The sequence below is a fragment of the Clostridioides sp. ES-S-0010-02 genome (assembly GCA_020641055.1).
Taxonomy (GTDB): Bacteria; Bacillota; Clostridia; order Peptostreptococcales; family Peptostreptococcaceae; genus Clostridioides.
This window is the reverse complement of sequence record CP067345.1, coordinates 2,398,065-2,420,692: the sequence shown is the minus strand read 5'-3', so window position 1 is coordinate 2,420,692 and position 22,628 is coordinate 2,398,065. Positions and strand designations below refer to the sequence as shown.

The 22,628-nt window shown below is 27.5% G+C and carries 18 protein-coding genes, 2 pseudogenes and 1 other annotated feature; of the genes and pseudogenes, 19 read left to right on the top strand and 1 reads right to left on the bottom strand.

The window, feature by feature from the left end:
• The first annotated feature begins 16 nt into the window (after positions 1–16).
• The 4 genes from JJC01_11125 (at position 17) to JJC01_11110 (ending at position 3,536) form a co-directional block, all read left to right on the top strand.
• Positions 17–472, top strand: coding sequence for a MarR family transcriptional regulator (locus tag JJC01_11125; protein UDN56740.1), 456 nt, complete (start codon positions 17–19; stop codon positions 470–472).
• 106 nt (positions 473–578) lie between these two features.
• Entirely contained in the window at positions 579–1,922 is a 1,344-nt protein-coding gene (locus JJC01_11120) for an MATE family efflux transporter (protein ID UDN56739.1), read from the top strand.
• Positions 1,923–2,138: 216 nt separating this feature from the next.
• Entirely contained in the window at positions 2,139–2,921 is a 783-nt protein-coding gene (locus tag JJC01_11115; protein UDN56738.1) for a PhzF family phenazine biosynthesis protein, read from the top strand.
• Positions 2,922–3,116: 195 nt separating this feature from the next.
• Complete coding sequence (locus tag JJC01_11110; protein ID UDN56737.1) at positions 3,117–3,536, top strand: YjdF family protein; 420 nt, start codon at positions 3,117–3,119, stop codon at positions 3,534–3,536.
• 110 nt (positions 3,537–3,646) lie between these two features.
• Here JJC01_11110 and JJC01_11105 read toward each other — a convergent pair whose 3' ends face one another.
• Entirely contained in the window at positions 3,647–3,901 is a 255-nt protein-coding gene (locus JJC01_11105; GenBank protein ID UDN60164.1) for a DUF1294 domain-containing protein, read from the bottom strand.
• Positions 3,902–4,149: 248 nt separating this feature from the next.
• Between JJC01_11105 and JJC01_11100 the strand changes: the two genes are divergently transcribed.
• From JJC01_11100 to JJC01_11030, 15 genes and pseudogenes are all read left to right on the top strand, one after another.
• Positions 4,150–4,851 (top strand): hypothetical protein, encoded by a 702-nt coding sequence (locus tag JJC01_11100; protein UDN56736.1) that lies wholly within the window; start codon positions 4,150–4,152, stop codon positions 4,849–4,851.
• 82 nt (positions 4,852–4,933) lie between these two features.
• A complete protein-coding gene (locus JJC01_11095) occupies positions 4,934–5,542 on the top strand; it encodes an NUDIX hydrolase (GenBank protein UDN56735.1) in 609 nt (202 codons plus the stop codon).
• Between the two features lie 464 nt (positions 5,543–6,006).
• Positions 6,007–7,023 (top strand): type I glyceraldehyde-3-phosphate dehydrogenase, encoded by a 1,017-nt coding sequence (gene gap / locus JJC01_11090; GenBank protein UDN56734.1) that lies wholly within the window; start codon positions 6,007–6,009, stop codon positions 7,021–7,023.
• Between the two features lie 381 nt (positions 7,024–7,404).
• Entirely contained in the window at positions 7,405–8,574 is a 1,170-nt protein-coding gene (locus JJC01_11085; GenBank protein ID UDN56733.1) for a hypothetical protein, read from the top strand.
• 386 nt (positions 8,575–8,960) lie between these two features.
• Positions 8,961–13,216 (top strand): annotated as a pseudogene (locus JJC01_11080) (2-hydroxyacyl-CoA dehydratase).
• Between the two features lie 142 nt (positions 13,217–13,358).
• Positions 13,359–13,853, top strand: coding sequence for a methylated-DNA--[protein]-cysteine S-methyltransferase (locus JJC01_11075; protein ID UDN56732.1), 495 nt, complete (start codon positions 13,359–13,361; stop codon positions 13,851–13,853).
• A gap of 86 nt (positions 13,854–13,939) precedes the next feature.
• Positions 13,940–14,317 (top strand): C-GCAxxG-C-C family protein, encoded by a 378-nt coding sequence (locus tag JJC01_11070; protein ID UDN56731.1) that lies wholly within the window; start codon positions 13,940–13,942, stop codon positions 14,315–14,317.
• A 327-nt stretch (positions 14,318–14,644) separates the two neighbouring features.
• Positions 14,645–15,085 carry a SufBD protein gene (locus tag JJC01_11065; GenBank protein UDN56730.1) on the top strand — a complete coding sequence of 147 codons (441 nt, stop codon included), beginning with the start codon at positions 14,645–14,647 and terminating at the stop codon, positions 15,083–15,085.
• Between the two features lie 92 nt (positions 15,086–15,177).
• Positions 15,178–15,682: pseudogene (locus JJC01_11060) on the top strand (AraC family transcriptional regulator).
• A 530-nt stretch (positions 15,683–16,212) separates the two neighbouring features.
• Complete coding sequence (locus JJC01_11055; GenBank protein ID UDN56729.1) at positions 16,213–17,520, top strand: hypothetical protein; 1,308 nt, start codon at positions 16,213–16,215, stop codon at positions 17,518–17,520.
• 86 nt (positions 17,521–17,606) lie between these two features.
• Positions 17,607–17,867: a binding site (T-box leader), on the top strand.
• 132 nt (positions 17,868–17,999) lie between these two features.
• Entirely contained in the window at positions 18,000–18,803 is an 804-nt protein-coding gene (locus tag JJC01_11050; GenBank protein ID UDN56728.1) for an amino acid ABC transporter substrate-binding protein, read from the top strand.
• Positions 18,804–18,840: 37 nt separating this feature from the next.
• Positions 18,841–19,452, top strand: a complete 612-nt coding sequence (locus JJC01_11045; GenBank protein UDN56727.1) for an amino acid ABC transporter permease — start codon at positions 18,841–18,843, stop codon at positions 19,450–19,452.
• A 32-nt stretch (positions 19,453–19,484) separates the two neighbouring features.
• Complete coding sequence (locus tag JJC01_11040) at positions 19,485–20,156, top strand: amino acid ABC transporter ATP-binding protein (GenBank protein UDN56726.1); 672 nt, start codon at positions 19,485–19,487, stop codon at positions 20,154–20,156.
• Between the two features lie 458 nt (positions 20,157–20,614).
• Positions 20,615–20,977 (top strand): arsenate reductase family protein, encoded by a 363-nt coding sequence (locus JJC01_11035; GenBank protein UDN56725.1) that lies wholly within the window; start codon positions 20,615–20,617, stop codon positions 20,975–20,977.
• Positions 20,978–21,801: 824 nt separating this feature from the next.
• A complete protein-coding gene (locus JJC01_11030) occupies positions 21,802–22,503 on the top strand; it encodes a DUF4253 domain-containing protein (GenBank protein UDN56724.1) in 702 nt (233 codons plus the stop codon).
• Positions 22,504–22,628: the final 125 nt, after the last annotated feature.

Genomic DNA, 22,628 nt, shown 5'->3' with positions numbered 1-22,628 from the left:
AAATAGAGGTGAAAGTATGAGAGATTATTCTAAACTAATTACATTGATGGAACGTATTATTCACAAATACAATCAGTGGGAAGATAAAAAGCGAACTTATGGAACAGAGATTCTATTATCAAAATCAGAAATTCATACAATATCAGCTGTTGGTGATAATCCTGGAATAAACATTACATCTCTTGCAGATGTTTTGGGTATTACAAAAGGAGCAGCTTCTCAGATGATTTATAAACTAGTAGATAAAGGAACTGTAGTAAAAAAAGTATCTCCTGATTCTGATACAGAAGTAGTTTTGAGCCTTACAGATGATGGAATGAAAAATTATAAAGCTCATCAAGAATATCATAAGCAAACTAATGATGAATCACTAAAACTGTTAGATGATATGCCAGAGCCTTTTTATGAGTATATGTTGAGTTATTTTTCTGCTTTTGAAGAAAGTATTGATAAAAAATTAGAAGAAAAGTAATAGCTGTGTGTGAAAAAATTGCTATCGTAGAGGGTAGCAATTATTTTTGAAAATATGTTTAGTAACTATACTGTATTGAAACAAAACATTTGAAAGGATGATTGATATGAATGGAAATCAAAAAAGAATCTATCTTTTAGAAAAAGAAGATGTAAGGAAATCACTGTTAAAATTAGGAATGCCTACTATGATGGGGATGATAGTATCAGCATTATATAATATTGTTGATGCTTTCTTTGTAGGTCGTTTGGGGACACTGCAAACTGCTGCAGTATCCTTAGTATATCCATTAACTATGGTTGGTACTGGAATAGGATTGCTTTTTGGAAGTGGTGCAGGTTCTTATATTTCAAGGCTTCTTGGTAAAAAAGAATATGAGGAAGTAAAGGCTTGTAGTAGTATAGCTTTCTTTTCAGGTATATTTTTAATCACTGTTTTGGTTACAATTATGCTATTATTTTTTAATCCTCTTATGAATATTTTAGGGGCAACAGATAGCACACTTTATTATGTAAGAGAATATGGTTTGATATATATTTTGGGGCTTATATTCAATGTTTTAAATATAATGATGAATAATATGATAGTTGCAGAAGGGAGTTCTTCATTTAGTATGACTGCTATGTTGCTTGGTGGATTAACAAACTTCATATTAGACCCAGTTTTAATATTTGGATGTCATATGGGAGTTTCTGGTGCAGCTATTGCAACATTAATTTCACAACTTGTCTCTACCTCATTTTATGGATTTTATATTTTAAAAGGGCATACATTTTTGAAAATTTCTTTTAGTTATTTTAAAATCAAGCGTACTATTTACACAGAGATTTTCAAAATCGGTCTACCAGTTTGCTTCTTCCAATTTTTGACTGGTGGGGCAGTGAGTTTAACTAATATTGTTGCTAAACCATTTGGAGAAGCTGCTATTGCAGCTATGGGAATTGTTAATCGCCTTATGTCTTTGGAATCAAATGCTTTATATGGTTTTTTAAAAGGTTATTCTCCTCTGATTGGATATAACTATGGTGCAGGAAAAATAGATAGAGTTGAAAGAGCTACTAAGACAGCAATATATTGGAGTACTGTTGTAAATGTATTGTTTGGAACTTTGTGCATTTTATTTTCAAAGCAATTTATTTATATATTTAATCAAGAATCAGTTAAAGTATTGGAAATTGGAAGAACTGCTTTAATTGTTGATGCTATTTCATTTATGACATTAGGGGTTCAAATTGTCATAGGAAATTACTTTTTAGCAATTGGAAAGGCAAAACAAGGTGGTATGCTAAGTATATGTCGTCAAGGTTTGCTGTTCATTCCATTTCTGTTGATCTTCACAAATTTATGGGGGATGAAAGGTCTTATTGCAACTCAATTGGTAGCAGATGTATGTGCAACAATTATTACTGTCATAATGTGGTTTAAAGAAAAGTCACTACAATTAGTATAGAAGAGATTTATAGAAGAGATTTTATCAGAAAAGAAAATATTATTGAAATATTGATAAAGAAGTATTCTAGTTTTGTATTTCAATAAATACTTGTCGAGAGTAAGATATTGAATTATATAAATTCATAAGAAATAGTAATTTGTTTTGATTATTTAAATATGGGATAATATAATATGAATGTATTCCTAACTTTAAATTAGAAAGAAGGTGTGAATAATGAAATATTATGTAGTTGATTCATTTACAAATAGATTATTTAAAGGAAATCCTGCTGGTGTTTGTGTTCTTGAAAAGAGGTTATCACTAGAATTAATGCAGAAAATAGCAACAGAGAATAATCTTCCAGAAACAGCTTTTTTAGTTAAAAATAATGGAAATTATGACTTACGATGGTTTACACCTAAAGAAGAAATTGATTTATGTGGTCATGCAACTTTAGCTGCAGCTTATGTTATATCCAATTTTATTGATATAGATATTAAGAAAATTTGTTTTTTTACTCAAAGTGGAACTCTTGAAGTTACACGAAATGGGAATCTATATGAAATGATATTTCCAAACAGAGAACCTATTGAAATTGAATTATCAGTACAACAACGTAGTTTACTGGGTTGTACACCAGTGGCTATCTACTCTTCAAGAGATTTAATATTGTTACTAAGTAATGAACAAGAAGTTATAGACTATACACCTAATTATCAAGATTTATGTAAATTAACAGGTTGGCTAGGTGTTATAATTACATCACAAGGAACTGATACAGATTTTGTATCTCGATATTTTTGTCCAGAATTAGACTCAGAAGATTCTGTTACAGGTTCATCTCATTGTAGTCTTATACCATATTGGGCTGAAAAGTTGGGAAAAGATAAAATGATAGCATCACAACTTTCTAATCGTGGTGGCATTATTCAGTGTGAATTATTAAAAGATAATGATGTAAAAATTTCTGGAGAAGCAGCTTTGTTTATGCATGGAGAAATAATGGATAATATTTAAAGTTGTTAATAGCAATAGTAAGGAAGATAAATTTATATCAACATTGACAAATTAAAATAAAAAAGTTAATATTTAACTGATGAAGATAAAAACACAGTCTGGTTGGTAGTCCAGACGCAGCAATTGCTGTCAGTAACCTGCCTCCTTGGTTGTCCATTCTTTAGAAATAAAGCAAATAAATAGGAGGAACTAGCAATGGATAATGTTAGTGGAAAATTAACAGTCTTATTTGAAGAACCGTTTTGGATAGGTATATTCGAAAGACAAGATGGTAAAAAATATGAGGTGTGTAGGGTAGTTTTTGGAGCAGAACCTAAGGATGTAGAAGTATATGAATTCATACTTGAAAAGTTCTTTTCATTAAATTTTGGAAGTATCAAATTGGATAAAAATGTATCTAAAGACAACATTGGATACAAAAGGATGCAGAGAAAAGTAAAAAAAGAACAGTCTAAAGAAACTATAGGAACTAAAGCGCAAAATGCTCTTAAGCTTCAACATGAAGAAAGAAAACAAGATAAAAAAATACTAGCTAAGTCTAGAAAAGAAGAAGAAAAAGAAAGACTTTTTACTTTGAAACAAGAAAAAAGAAAAGCCAAACATAAAGGTCATTAATTTAATTGGTTAGATTTTTATGAATTGCTAGATAAGAGGTGTATAAAATTAAAAAATTTATACACCTTAAATTATTAATAAAAATAGAATTATTATATTTAAAAATCACTTTAAAGCATATAAAAATAGAATAATAACAATTGTAGTAATATTATAAATGGTATCCCAAGTGTAAATTTAATATGCTTAGTTTTATGTCTAAAAGAATACATTCCAATGATAGAACCGATGCTACCTCCAATTATTGCTATGGCAAGAAGGGTAGTTTCTTTTATTCTCCATTTATTTTTTATTGCTTTTTTCTTATCAATATACATTGAAGATAAACCAATAATATTAATAATTATAAAATATATAGAAATCAAATTTTTCACAATATTACCTCCATAAGACGTATAATAAAAATATATTATACATTATAAAGCAAGAATATTTTTTTTAAAAGCTTAATCTATAATTACTATATATAAAATATTTCATAAGAACTAATATTGTATTAATTGGAAAATTTAAAAAAATTAAACAATTGCTAAAATAGGGGGTATATTTATAAGACATAAAGTGATAAAATTTACTTAGAAAATAATGTAAAATAACAGGAGGACAAGGCAAAATGAAATTCATAGTAGAAAAAGAAGTATTTGATAAATTAGAAAATGTATGTTTTGGTGTAGTAGTTGCAAAAGGAATAGACAATACTAAAGAAATTGAAAGAATAAATAATCTTTTAGATATAAGCATAGACAGAGTAGAAGAGTACTTTAAAGATAAAAAGGTAAAAGAAGCAGAAGAAATTATACCATATAGAGAAGCATTTAGAAGTTTAGGGATGAATCCAAATAAATTTATGAGTTCGATAGAAGCAATGACAACAAGAGTTGCTAAAAATAAAAAGCTTCCACATATAAATCCTATTGTAGACTTAGGAAACTCTATTTCTTTAAAATATCTACTTCCAATGGGTGCACATGATATGGATTTTAGAGATGATGATGTATTTGTTAGATTTTCAAAAAAAGGGGATAAATTTATTCCGTTTGGAGAAACTGAAGTTGAGTTGATGGAAGAAGGAGAATTAATTTATTCTGTTGGAGATATGGTAAAAACTAGAAGATGGATATGGAGACAAGGTGAAGAAGGAAAAATTACAAGTAGTTCAAAAAATATATTTTTCCCTATAGATGGTTTTACTAATGCAAATTTAGATCAAGTAATGAGTGCAAGAGAAGAGTTAGCAAAATTATTAAAAGAAATATTTGATTGTGAAATTAAAGTAGGGTTCATAGATAAAGATAACTTAGAAATGGAGATATAAGAAACTGTATCCAATACTTATTTTAAAGTATTATGTCTATAATTACTTAAGGATATTTAAATAAAGAGAGGTCGTAGTAAATTTGAAAAAAACTATAATAAAGAATATAAATCCATTGGTTGAAAGTAAGTTTATGGGACTTTTTGAAATTGAGTATAAAAATAAGCTAGATGAAGATAAGATATGGATGGTAGCATCAAGAAAAAGCAGTGAACAACTAAAAAGTATTTATCTTGAAAATAAAGAAGATAGTGCAGATGCAGTTGCAATAGTAGGTCTTCATAAAAGTAGTAAAAAATTAATTTTAATAAAACAATTTAGAGTACCCATTAATGGATATATATACGAATTGCCAGCAGGTCTTATCGATAAGGGTGAATCTATAGATATTTCTGTTGAAAGAGAACTTAGAGAAGAAACTGGGCTTACTCTTTTAGAAATTCAAAAAAATAAGAGTAATGAGAAAGTATATCTATCTCCTGGTATGAGTGATGAATCGATTGCATTTGTTTACTGTATATGCGATGGTAATATAACTGATGAATTCTTAGAACCAGATGAAGATATTGAAGTTATTTTAGTTTCACAAGATGAAGCAAAAGAAATTTTACAGAGTAATCATAAGATAGATACAAAAGCATTTTTAATTTTACAAATGTTTGTAAGTTTAGGAACTAAATTATTTGAATAATTATACAAAAAAGAGATTGTATTATGTAAGTGAGTAAAGTATAAAAATTTATTTTATTCATATAATGATATAATCTCTTTTTTGTTTTATTTTTTAAGATGTAAAGTAATCAATACAAAAATTTAAGGGTTATTTTTAGGTAATCTTTAGATGTTTTTGTATTGAGAGATAATCTTTTAATACATATTGTATTTTCAAATATAGATATAGTTTAAAAATTCAAAAAAATGGTGGTGAAATATGTCCCAAGGGACATTGGGCAAAATACGTCCCTCCAGCCTCTTTATATTAAAAAGTATATACTAAATAAGGGTTAAAAGAGATAAAAATGATACACTAATTGTCTTTTGACAATAAAAAAACACAGAATTTAATTATTTAATCTAGAAAAAGTATTGAACAAATGAATTATTTAGTGTACAATAATCATGTAAAAACATAGTAATGGAGGGAGACATTTCATAATGAAAATTAAGGTAGGAATGAACGGATTTGGAAGAATAGGAAGAGCTGTGTTGAGAATAGCTCAAGAAGAATTAGGAGATAATATAGAAATTGTAGCCATAAATGCAAGAGCAACAACAGAGTCTTTGGCACATTTATTTACATATGATTCATGTTACGGAACTTTTAGAGGTGAGGTAGAAGCAAAGGATGAAGATACACTAATAGTAAACTCTAAAGAAATAAAAATACTGAGATACAATGACCCGGAAGAATTACCATGGAAAGAGTTAGGGGTTGATATAGTTATAGAATCAACAGGATTATTTACACAAAGAGAAAAGGCAGAAAAACACATTAAAGCAGGTGCAAAAAAAGTAATAATAACAGCTCCAGGAAAAAATGAAGATATAACTATAGTTGTTGGAGTTAATGAAGAACAATATGATAATGAAAAGCATAATATAATCTCAAATGCATCTTGTACTACAAATTGCCTAGCACCATTTGCTAAAGTATTGGACGAAAAATTTGGTATAGTAAAAGGTTTAATGACTACTGTACATTCATATACTAACGATCAAAGAATATTAGATAAGAGCCACAAAGACCTGAGAAGAGCGAGAGCAGCGGCTGAATCTATAATACCTACCACTACAGGAGCAGCAAAAGCTGTGTCAAGAGTATTACCACAATTAGAAGGAAAATTAAATGGTTTTTCACTTAGAGTGCCAACACCAACAGTTTCACTTGTTGATTTAGTATGTGAACTTAAAGAAAACGTTACAGTTGAGCAAGTGAATTCTGTATTAAAAGAAGCTGCTGAAGGAGAATTAAAGGGTGTTTTAGGATACTGTGACAAACCACTTGTTTCTATAGATTATAGAGGCGATTCAAGATCATCTATCATAGATGCTCTGTCCACAATGGTTATAGAGGATAATATGGTCAAAGTAGTTTCATGGTATGACAATGAATGGGGATATTCCTCAAGAACTGTTGATTTAGTAAAATATATAGCTGAAAAATTAAAATAATACATAACTAAAAAAAAATTTTTGAAAAAAATTTATAAAAACAGAAAAAAAGATTATGAAAAATATTGAAGGAAAAAATTTTTCATAATCTTTTTTGATTAATATAAAAGTTATAAGTTACAACTTGTTATTAGATATTAGGTCGTTAGAGGAGGTTATATCTATTTAGTAAGAAATTGTATCATTTTATATATGAAAGATAATATGTCGAAAACTTGCAGAAATCTGAAAAATTTTTATTATTGGAATACTGGTTTTCATTTTATTTATGATAAAAAAATGACAAATAAAGTTGCAAAGAGTAATATTTATAAGTATAATTAAAAAAGAGAAAAGGTTTTGTTAAGCTTTACAACAAAAGAAAAGAAGGGATGATTCAAAATGGAGAAGTTAACAGACAGGAGACAGGTTAAGGCAGTAAGCATGGAGACATTCGTTTTCATAATATTACTAATAGTTGGATTTGGCTATGTTGGTAGTATTATGGGCGCAGGAATGATGTTTAAAGTAATAATGAGTACAGCACATGCTTTACTATTAGAGACAGTTTTCTTAATTATGGCTATGGCAGTTCTTGCAGGCGCATTAAGCGCACTACTTTCAGAGTTTGGAGTAATAGCATTAATTAATAAAATTTTCGCTATATTTATGAAGCCTTTATACGGATTACCTGGTGCTAGTATAGCAGGGGCTATAACAACTTATTTATCAGATAATCCAGCTATTATACCTTTTGCTAAAGATAAAACATTCACACAGTATTTTAAACAATATCAAGTTCCAGCACTATGTAATTTAGGAACAGCTTTTGGTATGGGACTTATCTTAACAACGTTTATGATATCTCAAGGTACAGAATATGTATTGCCAGCATTGATTGGTAACTTAGGTGCAGTAATAGGTAGTGTTGTAAGTGTTAGAATAATGTTGACATTTACTAAGAAGTTCTATAACTATAATCCAGAAGAAGATAAAGCAGCAGGAACATTAGAGAAAAAAGCTGAATTTAGAGAAATAAGAGAAGGAAATGTGTTCCAAAGAGGCCTAGATGCTATTCTTGAAGGTGGTAAGATGGGTGTAGATATGGGAATGGCTATAATCCCTGGTGTCCTAGTAGTATGTACATTAGTTATGCTATTAACTTTTGGACCATCTACAGACCCTGCTACAGGTCAAGAGGTTTATACAGGAGCTGCATATGAAGGAATAAAATTACTTCCAGTTCTTGGGGATAAGCTTGGATTTATATTAGAGCCATTATTTGGATTTACATCACCAGAAGCAATAGCATTCCCTATAACTTCATTAGGAGCTGTTGGAGCGGCAATGTCTTTAGTTCCAGAATTTATAAAATCAGGAGCTATAACTCCTAATGATATAGCAGTATTTACAGCAATGGGTATGTGTTGGAGTGGATATTTAAGTACACATATTGGTATGATGGATGCATTAAATGCTAGACAATTAGCTGGAAAAGCAATTCTTTCTCATACAATAGGTGGTTTATGTGCAGGAGCAGCAGCTCACTTTATATTTATGCTCATATCATAAATATGATAAATAGAAGTAATTAAAATAAAAATAATATACAAAAAAATGGTTGTCTATATGCAATAAGGAATTGTGTACTGACAACCATTTTTTTGAATGAAGATATTTTATAATATACGAACATTAAATTGGTATTAGAGTTAAGTTATATTTATGTAAAAAGTAACAAAAATCTGTAGAAATTTATGACAAAATTTAGTACACTAACTATATGTTCTTATTTAAAATTTAAAGGTATTATTAGAAATTACCTAGTAGAGTAAGCTTGGTTAATAAAAGAATCATAAAATAAAAATATTAATCATAAAAATTATAAAATAACTTACTTAAAATAAAGCCATAGAACTTACAAAAATTAAAAAAGCATATAAGTATGGAGGGGTACAATGGATGAATTATTTCATATAGGAATTGATGTAGGTTCTACAACAGTAAAGGTTGTGGTACTTAATAATAACAATATAGTTCATAAAGAATATAAAAGACATTATTCTGATGTGAAGAAATCAGTTAAAGAAGTACTAAATGGAATATACGAAAAATTGGGAGATATAAATGCAACCATTATAATAACTGGTTCAGGAGGAATTGGAATCTCAAAAAAACTTGGGGTAAAATTTGTCCAAGAAGTTATATCTAGTACAAAATCAATAGAATATTTCCATCCGGAAACTGATGTTGTTATAGAACTTGGAGGAGAAGATGCAAAAATAACCTATTTAAGTGGAGGAATAGATCAAAGAATGAATGGTATATGTGCAGGTGGCACTGGAGCATTCATAGACCAAATGGCTTCCCTTTTAAAGACAGATGCTAGTGGTTTAAATGAATTAGCTAAAGGCTACAATGTTATTTACCCAATAGCCTCAAGATGTGGTGTTTTTGCTAAAACAGATATTCAACCTCTTATAAATGATGGAGCTAAGCAGACTGATATAGCAATGAGTATTTTTAATGCAGTTGTCGTACAAACAGTAAGTGTTCTTTCTTGTGGAAGAAAAATAGAAGGCAATGTTGCATTTTTAGGTGGACCATTGTATTTTTTATCTGAACTTAGAGAAGCTTTTAAAAGAGTACTAAATTTAAAAGATGAAAATGTAATTTTCCCAGAAGATGCACAGCTTTATATTGCTATTGGAGCAGGATTATTATCAGTAGATGAAGATAGTATAAAACTTAAATCTCTAATAGAAAAACTAGACAATATAAAAAATATTGAAGATGGAGAAGTAAATTTATTAGAACCTTTATTCAAAGATAAAAACGAGTATGAAGAATTTTTAAGAAGACATGAAAAAGAAAAAATAGATTATGTAGATATAAATTCAATTAAGAAAAATTGTTATCTAGGAATTGATGCAGGTTCTACTACTACTAAGGCTGCGCTTATTGATGAAGATGGGAATCTAGTATATTCTTACTATAATAGTAATGAAGGGAATCCACTAAAAACAACAATCAAGGTCATAAATGAAATATATGATATATTACCAAAAGACGTTAAAATCTTAAGTTCAACTGTAACTGGATATGGAGAGGGACTTATTAAAAAAGCATTAAAAATAGATAATGGAGAAATAGAGACTATAGCACATTATAAAGCTGCTAAATTTTTTAATAAAGATGTAGACTTTATACTTGATATTGGTGGTCAAGATATGAAGTGTTTAAAAATAAAAGAGGGTGTAATTGATAATATAATATTAAATGAAGCTTGTTCATCAGGTTGTGGTTCATTTTTAGAGACATTTGCAAGTTCTTTATCTATGACAATCGAAGAATTTGCACATGAAGGTATCTATTCTCAAAGCCCTGTCGATTTAGGTTCAAGATGTACTGTGTTTATGAATTCGAGAGTAAAACAATCTCAAAAAGAAGGGGCAAGTGTTGGAGATATATCAGCAGGCTTATCTTATTCTGTAATAAAGAATGCTTTATTTAAAGTAATAAAAATCAGAGATTTAAATGAGATTGGAAATAATATTGTTGTACAAGGTGGAACATTTTACAATGATTTAGTACTTAGAAGTTTTGAAAGGTTAATTGGCAAAAATGTAATTAGACCTAATATTTCTGGAATTATGGGTGCTTTTGGTTCAGCTCTTATAGCTAGAGAGAAGTATGAAAGTGGATATCAAACATCTTTATTATCTAAAGAAGAATTGAATAGTATAAAATTAGAATCAAGTGTAATTAGATGTAAAGGATGCTCAAATCATTGTCTTCTTACAATAAACAAATTTTCTGATAATGAAATTTTTATTTCAGGAAACAGATGTGAGAAGGGAGAAGCTATTTATGGCGATAAAAAGATAGGTTTAGAAAAGAAAAACCCCATAAATCTATTTAAGTATAAATATGATAGGATTTTTAAATACAAACCATTAGAAAAAGATAAAGCAAAAAAAGGAGAGATAGGAATACCAAGAGTATTAAATATGTATGAAGATTATCCATTTTGGTTTACATTTTTCAATGATATGGGATTTAGAGTTGTACTTTCAGATAGGTCATCAAAACAATTATATGAAACTGGTATAACTAGCATTGCTTCTGAAACAGTGTGTTATCCTGGGAAATTAGTTCATGGTCATATAGAAAATTTAATTTCAAAAGGAATAAAGAATATATTTTATCCTAGTGTAACCAATGAAAATAAAGAAGATTTAAGTGCAGATAATTATTATAATTGTCCTGTCGTAATATCCTATTCTGAAGTAATAAAAAATAATGTGGAAAATATAAGAAACAAAAATATAAATTACATAAATCCATTTATAAGTCTAAATGATAAGGAAAAGTTGAAAAAGAGACTTCATGAGGAATTATCAAGACGTTTTAATGGTATAAATATAACTAAGGAAGAAATTAATCATGCAGTTGATAAAGCGACTGATGAACAAAATTCATTTAAGATGGAGATGCAAGCAGCAGGTGAAAGAGCACTTAAGGAGATAAAAGAGAGAAACTTAAAGGGAATTGTATTATGTGGTAGACCATATCATATAGATCCAGAAATAAATCATGGAATGCCAGAGCTTATAAATTCTTTAGACATGGCAGTACTTACTGAAGATTCTATATGTCACTTAGCAAATATGCAAAGACCACTTAGAGTTGTAGACCAATGGGTCTATCATTCAAGATTATACAAAGCAGCTAGTTTTGTAAGAGATAAAAATTATTTAGAATTGGTTCAACTTAATTCATTTGGGTGTGGTTTGGATGCAGTAACTACAGACCAAGTTCAAGAAATACTTAATGAAAAATCTAAAATATATACTATTATAAAAATTGATGAAGGTAATAATTTGGGAGCTGCAAAGATAAGAATGAGGTCTTTAAAAGCAGCTATGTTTGAGAGAGAAAGTAAAAATATAGATGTAAAAAATATGAAAGTAGATAGAATACAGTATGCAAAGAATAATCAAATAACGAACAAACATACTATATTAGCACCACAAATGTCACCTATACATTTTCAATTCCTTGAAGAAGCTGTAAATCTGAGTGGATATAAGATAGAAATTTTAAAAGATACAGATAGTAGTGTTATTGAGGAAGGTTTGAGGTATGTAAATAATGATGCTTGTTATCCAGCTATAATAGTAGTAGGTCAATTAATAACAGCATTAAAGTCTGGAAAATATGATTTAAATAATACATCTGTTGCAATAACTCAAACTGGTGGCGGTTGTAGAGCTACAAATTATATTGGATTTTTAAGAAAAGCTATGTATGATGCAGGGTTTAAAGATGTTCCAGTTATTGCACTTAGTGTAAATGGAATAGAAGATAGTGGGATAATGGATAATGTATCTCTAAAATTAATCAATAGACTTTTTATGTCTGTTGTATATGGAGATTTATTGATGAAAGTACTCTATAGAGTGAGACCATATGAGAAAGTTATTGGAAGTACAAATACTCTATATGAAAAATGGGTTGATATATGTAAAAATCTCTAGTCAAAGCTAAAATTTCTGTATTTACTAAAAACATAAAAGAGATAGTAAATGAGTTTGATAACCTAGAGATATTAGATATTAAAAAACCTAAAGTAGGTTTAGTTGGAGAAATATTAGTTAAATTTCATCCAATTGCAAACAATAATCTAGTGAATATATTAGAGCGAGAAGGTGCTGAAGCAGTTGTACCAGACCTTACAAATTTCTTTTTAAGTTGTGCGTTTAATACTATTTATAAACACACTCATTTAGAAGGAAGTAGAAAAAGTAGAATGATAGGAGAAGCCTTTATATACATAACAAGTATATACCAAAGAGTATATAAAAAAGCACTTGATAAAAGTAAAAGATTTTACGCTCCAGGAAATATAAAAACAGTTGCGAAAAATACAGAACCAGTAGTATCATTAGGAAATCAAACTGGAGAAGGATGGCTTTTAACAGGTGAGATGGTTGAATTGTTGAATGAAGGTGTGGAAAATATCATTTGTATGCAACCTTTTGGATGTTTACCTAATCATATAATTGGTAAAGGTTCTATAAAAGAATTAAAAAGATTATATAAGAATGCAAATATAATTCCTATTGATTATGACCCTTCTGCAAGCGAGGTGAATCAGCTTAACAGGATAAAACTTATGCTTTCTAAAGCTTTTAAAAATATAGAAGATTAATGTTTCACATATTGAAAATTTATAGCTATCTAAATAAATTTCTATTGTATAACAATTATAAAAAGAGTTACTCTATTTTTTAGGGTAACTCTTTATTACTTGAAAAATTATATGTATACTAATATAAAAGGGGGGACGTTATATGAATTTAGTATATGATGTTTATGAGTCTAAAATAGGAAATTTGTACATATTGAGTGAAGATGGTTTTGTAGTTAGTTTAGATATAGGAGATGAAAAATTTAATAATTTAAAAGAAGAATATATTAAAAAAGGAATAGATATAAAAAGAAGTGAAGAAGATTTAAAAGAGGCAATAAATCAGATAGATGATTATTTTAATGGAAAAAGAAAAACATTTGATTTGAAAATACGTGTTGATGGTACTGAATTTCAAAAGTCTGTCTATGAAGAAATGTTAAAAATACCTTATGGAAAAACACTCTCATACTCAGAAATAGCAAAAAATATAAATAATCCAAAGTCTGTTAGAGCAATTGGACAAGCAAGTAAAAGCAACAAAATTCCAATAATAATACCTTGTCACAGAGTTGTTGGTAAAAATAATATTGGTGGATATATGGGGAATCATTCTGACTTAAAAAAAATACTATTAGATTTAGAAGAAAATAGTTAAATTGGTTAAAAGTGATTTTTTTGTTAATATTTGATATAATTATGTTAGAAGAGATTTTTAATTTACATTGATAAGGGGGAGTTTTAATGTGCAATAAAGTTATAGCATCAAAATACCATGAAAAAGGGTTTAATTGTGCAGAGTCAGTTATAAAAGCATATAATGAAGAGTTTAATACAGATATACCAGTTTGTTTAGGTAGTGGATTAGGTTCAGGTTGTGGAGTTGCTAGTTTATGTGGTGCAGTAAATGCCTCAAATATAATAATTGGATATGTAAGAGGTAGAAACCATGAGGGTGAAAGTACTAAAGCTAAAGCATATGCTAAAGATTTGACAACAACAGTAAGAAATGAGTATGGTTCAGAGTTATGTATAGACTTAAAGAAAGATTTAGTTGCTTGTAGAGAGATAATGGATTTTGCATATGATACTTTAAAAGAAACTTTAAAAAAGGAACTATAATAAATATAAGTTATATAATATATTTATTAAGTCTATTTATTATATAACTTATTAGTTACAAATAAAACGCAATGAACTTTAAAAGAATATTAGATTTTTATATTATGAAGACGCTCAGAAAGGAGCGTCTTTTTGCTAGTATAATTTAGAAAAAAATTATATTACTTATTAACAGAATTTAAATGACAATTGAGTATTAACATGCATTGATGTAAATCAGCTTGATTAACAGATAATATTTATATAGGTATCGCAATTATTTCTATTTATTTTTTGTTATGTTATACTCAGCTTAAATAAATATTTGTTACAAAGGAGATGAAAATATTGGAAAATATTGATTTACTTATTAAAGAATTATGTTCAAAAAATCATACTGAAGCATATAAAACTTTTTTATTTCTAGAAAATGAAAGTAAAAAATCAAACATTACATACTGTTTTTTTGATTATTTTCTAGAAATGATTAATAATGAAAGTTCATATATTCGTACAAGAGGATTGTTGTTAATAGTTGCAAATGCTAAGTGGGATACTGATAATAAAATTGAAATGAATATAGATAGTATACTAAGTCACATTGTGGATAAAAAGCCTTCTGTATCGAGAAATTTTATTCAGTCATTACCTAATATCATAAAGTATAAGAAACAACTTATTCATCGTATAAGAGCGGAATTAAGTAATGCAGATATAAATATTTATAATGATAATATGAAGTCATTAGTAGAAAAGGACATAAGAAATACATTATCTAACCTTGAGTAATGATATATTATCCAAATTTTACGGGTTGCCATCATTATTAGTGATTAATTTTTTTTGACAATAGCAAGAAATGTGAAAATAGCTAAGACAGAATTAGGTACAATCATACTAGAAGGTTACTAATTTTTACAGATAAGCCAATTATGGAAATTTCACTATTTGCTGGATATGAAACACAACAATCATTTACAATTGGATTTAAGGCTATGTTTAAATGTAGCCCACAATCATTTAGAAAAAAAGGAGATTTTCATCCTGTACAATTAAAGTTTACTGTTGATGGAAAAGAAACTTTGAGAGGTGATAGAATAATGGAAGTTAAAATGGTTGAAAATGACAAAATTCTTTTAGTAGGCTATAAAGGAAATACACGACTAGGTTTTTCTGTTATAGGTGAATGTGCAAAATATAGTTTTTACCTTTAAAGCAAAGAGAGAAGATAGCTTACAACCTGTTGTAGATTATGCTTATAAAGAATGGTTACCTCAGTCAACATGCCAGTTAAATGAAAATGCTAAATATGATTTTGCGAGATATGGAGAATTAGTTGATAAGGATGGTAAAAGTTTGATTGAATTTTGGGTTCCAATTTTATGAGTGCCATAATATTTTGAATATATAGACTAAATAAACGTAGTAAAAATCGTTGTAATGAGTAAAAGCTTTATATGTTAAAAGAAAATATACATAATCTAATGGTAGTTTTGAAATAACAAATTAAAGCTGCCATTTTTATTTTGAAAAATCATTTAATGAAATAGATTCAGTTTATTAAATATATTATTTATAAGATTATAATAATATATTGTTAAAGAAAATATTTAATAAATTAAATGTTTTCTTTGACAATGTACATATATGAATGATAATATCTAAATGAATAAAAGCTATGGTAATAAAATGATTTCTTAAAATCTATTTTAGGTATTATTAATAAATAAAAAATTATAAAATACATAATGTCTCTAACAAACGATGATACTAGAATGATACTGTTTTTATAAGAAATTATAAAATACATAATTAATAAAAATAATATATTGAATTATATAATAGATTGGGTTTTACTAAATAAAAAAGAAATGAAATCCCCATGTTATTATACAAAAGCAAAGGTGGGAATAAAAATGAAAGAAATTGATGATTCTATAACATCAGAATATTTAAGCTATGGTATCAATGAAGATATTAGTATCTATGAAGGTAGATTTTGTATATATTTAGATAAGAAATATAGATGTAATGGAAAAATTTATTATAAAATGACACCTCCAATATCCATAAGTTTTAAAGCAGATATAGGTTGCATTGAAGATATAGAAAATGAAGATGAGAACTTAGTTTTGGACTATGATAATGCTATTCTTGAAGTCTATGGTTATAAGATTATTTCTATAACAATAAACACTCTAAGTGATTTTGTGATAGAAGGATATATCAATGATGATTGTATAAAATCTAAAAACTCTTATGTTGAACATGTAGATTTTAATATAATAAACTTAGATAAAATACCTGGAAAACTTATAAAATACAATGATAAGGTATATGCAGGTAGAATTGAATTTGATATAAATGATTATGTTGTTACTATAGATAAACGGTATGATTATAGAAAAGAATTGAAGTCAGATTTAAAGTCTAAATCTGGTGCAATAATAACTCATATAGGTAGGATTAGAAGAAAAGATGGTAGAATTTTTAGAACTAATAATACAATAAATCTTTTAGATAGAATAGCAACAGCCTTGAGTTTTATGTGTGGCAGATATGTTGGATTTTGTTTGGCAAAAGGATATAGAAATGGTAATGAAGTTTATAGAATTTGGAATGAAAATCAAATAACACCTTTTAGATATGTACCAACATGGTCAGATACGCTGTCGAATTATCATAATATAGAAAAATATATAAGTCTCATGTGCAAAAAATTAGAAGATTTTTATTATGGTTCTGCGATAAAGAGTGTCGTTGATTGGTATATAGAGTCTCTTGGAAGTGTGACTATGGAAAATAATATAATATCTGTACAGATTGCACTTGAAACTTTGTCATATGTAGTGCTGGTAGAGCAAAATAAGGTGCTTACAGATGAAACTTTTGACCATAATTTGGCATCTAAAAATATCAGACTTCTACTTGATATATGTAAGATACCATATGGTAAATATGAGTTAGACATATTTGATAGCATGATAAAAAAGAAGTTTGATGATGGAATAGATTTAGTTATTTATTTAAGAAATAGTATAGTTCATCCAAGTAGAAAAGCTCATAGAGCTACACTAGAAGTTGAAGACATTTGGAATATCATTTCAATAGGAACAAGATATATTGAGCTTGTTTTGCTTTTTATTTTGGGATATAAAGGAGAGTATTCTAATAGATTGGTAGAACGATGCTATGGTGAGGTAGAAGTTGTACCTTGGAATTAGATTTTTATATTTATTTTAAAATATATATTGACAGATATTGCCTTATGATATAAAATCAATATCATAAATAAGAATTCAAAACAACATTAAATGCGATGAAAAGAAATAGTAAAAGTAGGTAATCTTAAACAGAGAGTTTCCGATTGGTGAGAGGAGCAATAGATTTTACTTTGAACACATCTTTGAGCAGGACTCTGAAAGAGTAAAAATACTTTACTAGGAGTTTCCCGGTATCCTTGCATCCGTTATAGTGCTAGAGTATAATTTTTATTGTACTTAAAGAGGTTAGTGTCGTGAGGCATTAATGAACAGAGGTGGAACCACGAGATTTAACTCCCGTCCTCTAGCAATAGCTAGAGACGGGAGTTTTTTAATATAATTTTTTAAGCGCGCAGAGAATTATATTGCAATAGATACATTTTTTCTGAAATAATCAAAATATTTAAAATTTAAAAATTTAAAAGACGAGGGAGAATATTATGAAAAATATATTAAAAAAATTAGGATTATTTACAATTATGTTAGGTTTAGTAAGTGGAATGGCAGGTTGCTCAAAATCAGATAATGAAAAGGATAAAGATGCTTCAAATGCATCAAAAAAAGAGGTAATTGTAGGATTTGATAATACATTTGTACCAATGGGATTTTTAGATGAAAAAGGAGAAACAGTGGGATTTGATGTTGATTTAGCAAAAGAGACATTTAAGAGACTTGGAATGGAAGTTAAATTTCAACCAATAGATTGGTCAATGAAAGAAACAGAGTTAAATGATTCAAAAACTGTAGATGTATTATGGAATGGATATTCTATAACAGATGAGAGAAAGAAAATAGTATCATATACAGAACCTTATTTACAAAATAAACAAATAATAGTTACTTTAAGTGATTCAAAAGTAAATACAAAAGCTGATTTAAAAGATAAAGAAGTTGGAACTCAACAAGGTTCAACAGCTCTTGATGCAGTAGAAAAAGATAAAGATTTTATGAATAGCTTAAAGGGTGGAGCACCAGTTCTTTATGATACTTACGATAAAGCACTTAGAGACTTAGAGATAGGTAGAACTAGCGCAGTTGTTGGTGATGAAGTTTTAATTAGATACTATATGGGACAAAAAGGTGAAGATAAATATAAAGTATTAAAAGAAGATTTTGGATTAGAAGATTATGTTGTAGCAACATCTAAGGAAAATCCAGAACTTTGTAAAAAAATAAATGAAACATTAAAAGAAATGAAAAAAGATGGAGTTTTTGACAAAATTTATGATAAGTGGTTTAAATAAGAGATAAGTTAGCTGTTAAGAAGGGGGCACTAAAGGCATGTTACAAGGTTTAGAAATAGTTATAGCAATGTTTTGTATAACATTAATAGTATCAATTCCATTGGGGATTGGAGTTGCATTTTTAAGATTATCAAAAAATAAATTAATAAGTGGTATTACACAATGTTATATATTAATAATGAGAGGAACACCTTTACTTTTACAAATGATAGTCATATTCTATGGTTTACCTCTTATAGGAATTGTATTTGACAGATTTACAGCTGGAATAGTAGCTTTCTTCTTAAATTATGCAGCATACTTTGCAGAAATATTTAGAGGTGGAATACAATCAATAGATAGAGGTCAATATGAAGCTTCAAAAGTACTAGGGTTTGACAAATTTACGATGTACAAGAGAATAATATTTCCACAAGTTTTTAAAAGAATACTAGCACCTATTTCAAATGAAGTAATTACATTAGTAAAAGATACATCTTTAGTATATATATTAGGATTAAATGATATTTTAAGAATATCTCAAATAGCAATGAATAGAGAAGCAAGTTTGTTACCACTATTTGAGGCAGGAGCAATATATCTTATATTTGTAGCTATACTTACTAAGGGATTTGAATTACTTGAAAAAAAATATTCTTATTACAGATAAAGCTACAATAATTATAGGAGGAGGTTTTTTATATGTTGAAAATCAGGAATTTAAATAAATCATTTAAAAAAAATAAAGTGCTTAAAGATATTTCTTTTGAACTAGAAGAAGGTCAGATTGGAGTTTTGCTTGGTAAATCTGGTGCAGGGAAGACCACAATATTAAGATGTATAAATGGTCTTGAAGAATTTGATAGTGGAGAAATTATAATAGATAATGAAATAATAAAAAGTAAGAAAGACATGGCAAAAATACGTGGTAAAATAGGTATGGTTTTTCAAAACTTTAATCTATTTCCTCATATGACTGTCCTTGAAAATATAATTGAATCTCCAGTTAATGTTTTTAAAGTCCCTAGAGAGGAAGCTGAAAATAGAGCTAAAGAACTTTTGAGACTAGTTGATTTGGAAGAAAAATTGAACTCATATCCATTTGAGTTGTCAGGAGGACAGCAACAAAGAGTTGCAATAGCTAGGTCTTGTGCATTAATGCCAAAAGTTCTTTGTTTTGATGAGCCTACTTCTGCACTTGATATTGATACTATTCAAAAAGTAGTAAATATAATGAATAGGCTTAAAGATAAAGGCATGACTATACTGATAATTACACATGATGTTGTATTTTCAAATAGTGTTGCTGATAAGATTATAAGTATAAAAGATGGTATAGTTGAGGATATTCAAATAAAAGAAAAAATTGTTTAAATTTTTAAAAACGGAATTTATATTGAAATTTTATAAAAAAATAAGGATTGTTTGTCTGACTTTTACAATGAAAAATATAAATTTTGATATATTAGAGCAGTTAAAATTTAATTTAACTGTGTGGTAAAAAAGTCGTGATATCAAACTGTCACGGCTTTTACATGTATACAAATTCAAAAAATGTATAATGTAAGATTAAAATTATAGAAATACCATACTTCACACCAAAATAGCTAAAGAAAAAGTATGAGGAGGAAGAATTTATCATCAACAGTAGCAATTATAAATTTAATGAAAGCAAATATGGAGATTTTAATATAACTAAGACTGTATCTATTGATGCTAGAAAATTTGAACTGTTCTATCGTATTTATGATAAAACTTGATTATAATATACATATTATGGGTATAAAAATGTAAATATAGAGATAAAAAATTAGAAAGGAAGTTTTACTATAATGATTAAATTATATGGATATACAAAATGTTCTACAGTTAAAAAAGCAAAAAAATGGCTTAAAGAAAATAATTTGGAATTTGAGGATATAGATATGGTTCAAAATCCACCAACTAAAAATGAATTAGAATTAATTTATAATATTAGTGGATATGATATAAAAAAGTTTTTTAATACAAGTGGAATGAAATATAGAGAATTAGGTCTTAAAGATGTAGTAAAGACTGAGTCAGATGATAAACTGCTAGAAATATTAGTAAGTGATGGTATGCTTATTAAAAGACCACTACTATTTGATGGTAAAAATGTACTATTAGGGTTTAAAGAAGATGTATGGAAAGATATTTTATTAAAGGAAGAATAGAAATCAATGGGTGTATTAGTTAAAATTTTTAATTGGTACACCTATAAATTTATGTATTAAATTTACTTTTGTTATACATAAATAATAAGAAATACACGTGAATATACAACTCTAATAAATTTTACAGGTATATTATTCTACTATTTTCTCAATGCAGTTAAAATTTATACATAGTAATTACTGTTAATTACAAGTTAGAAAAGTACATTTCTAGTCTCTATGTAAGTGTTTTTAGTATTGGGATTAAAAGCATATCAATAGAATTATTAGCTATTAGATAGTAGAATCTTGTACTTTCTGAGTTTAATATATTAAATAAATACATATCTTTTCACATAAAAGTACTATTAAATCTAAATCTTGATTTTAATCTATTAATTCTTGCAAACATGCATGTGATTTATTAGAATTTATACTATACATAAAGTCTAATATTATTTATTATTTTGGGGATATTTGTTACTATTAAAAAAATTCACATTGACCTTGTCTCAAATAAATTTAATGTAAATAAATATATCCTTTCTTATACAAATTATATCATTTATTTTATTTAAAATAACATAATATTACAACGAATTATTACAAAATTACTTATTATTAACCATGAACATTTGTTTTGTGATATTATATTTATATGAGGATATTGTCATAAAAACGTTATATTTATACAAAAAATTAAATGAAAATTTATTTAATATGAATGTTTTTTATAAATTATACCTCTACTTATAGTTTTACAAATAATAATAGTATTTAAAAATTTGACAACAAAAAAAGAAAACTTTCAAAAGAATTAAATCTAAAAAGAATAGGAGATAAATATGGGTATTGAAGATTTATATGGTTTTGAATGTGTTCCTGTGAACAATGAGATTGATATTGACAATTTATTGGAGACAATGATAGAAGATGGAAAAGAAAAAGGATATACACCAATTATAATTATCGATGAAAAGGTAGGATTGCTAAAAGAAAACATTGATATTGTCAATAAAGAGTATGGTTCTCTTGAGAACTACAAAGAGCATTGTCTGAAAAAATATAATGAAATTGATGTAAATGAATTTTTCAAGTGTAGGAAGAGTGAAATTTCAGAGGTGGTAAAGGAACTCATAGAGTCAGAAGATATTTTTTGTGATTATAAAAGTTTTAACCCAATTACAAATATAGATATATTTCAAGAAAATAACAAAGTTTACATAGCTAAAGTTCCAACAACTAAACCTTATGAAGTATTTGCATATATACCAATTGGTGGATTTAACGATTGTCCTAGTGATGAAGAGCATATAGCAGTTGCAAAATATTGGTACGAAAATTATGGAGCATACCCAATAGCAATTGGATGTGACACAGTCCAATATTTTTCAAAAAATATACCTAGTGACAATACAATGTTCAATAACCTATGCATAGAGTTAATCTTGTACTGTGAAGATATTATTGTACAAGGATATGAGACATTAAGAGCTCTAAAAGAGGTAATACAAGATTCTACCATATGGCTTTTTTGGTGGGATTGATATAGAGCTCTGTAAACTATAAGTATTAAGTTTTTAAAACATTTTTAATGATAGTATCTTTTTGTAATTTACAATTATATCGATAAGAAGAGTAATTATATGAGAATAAAATCGTGAACTTAGCC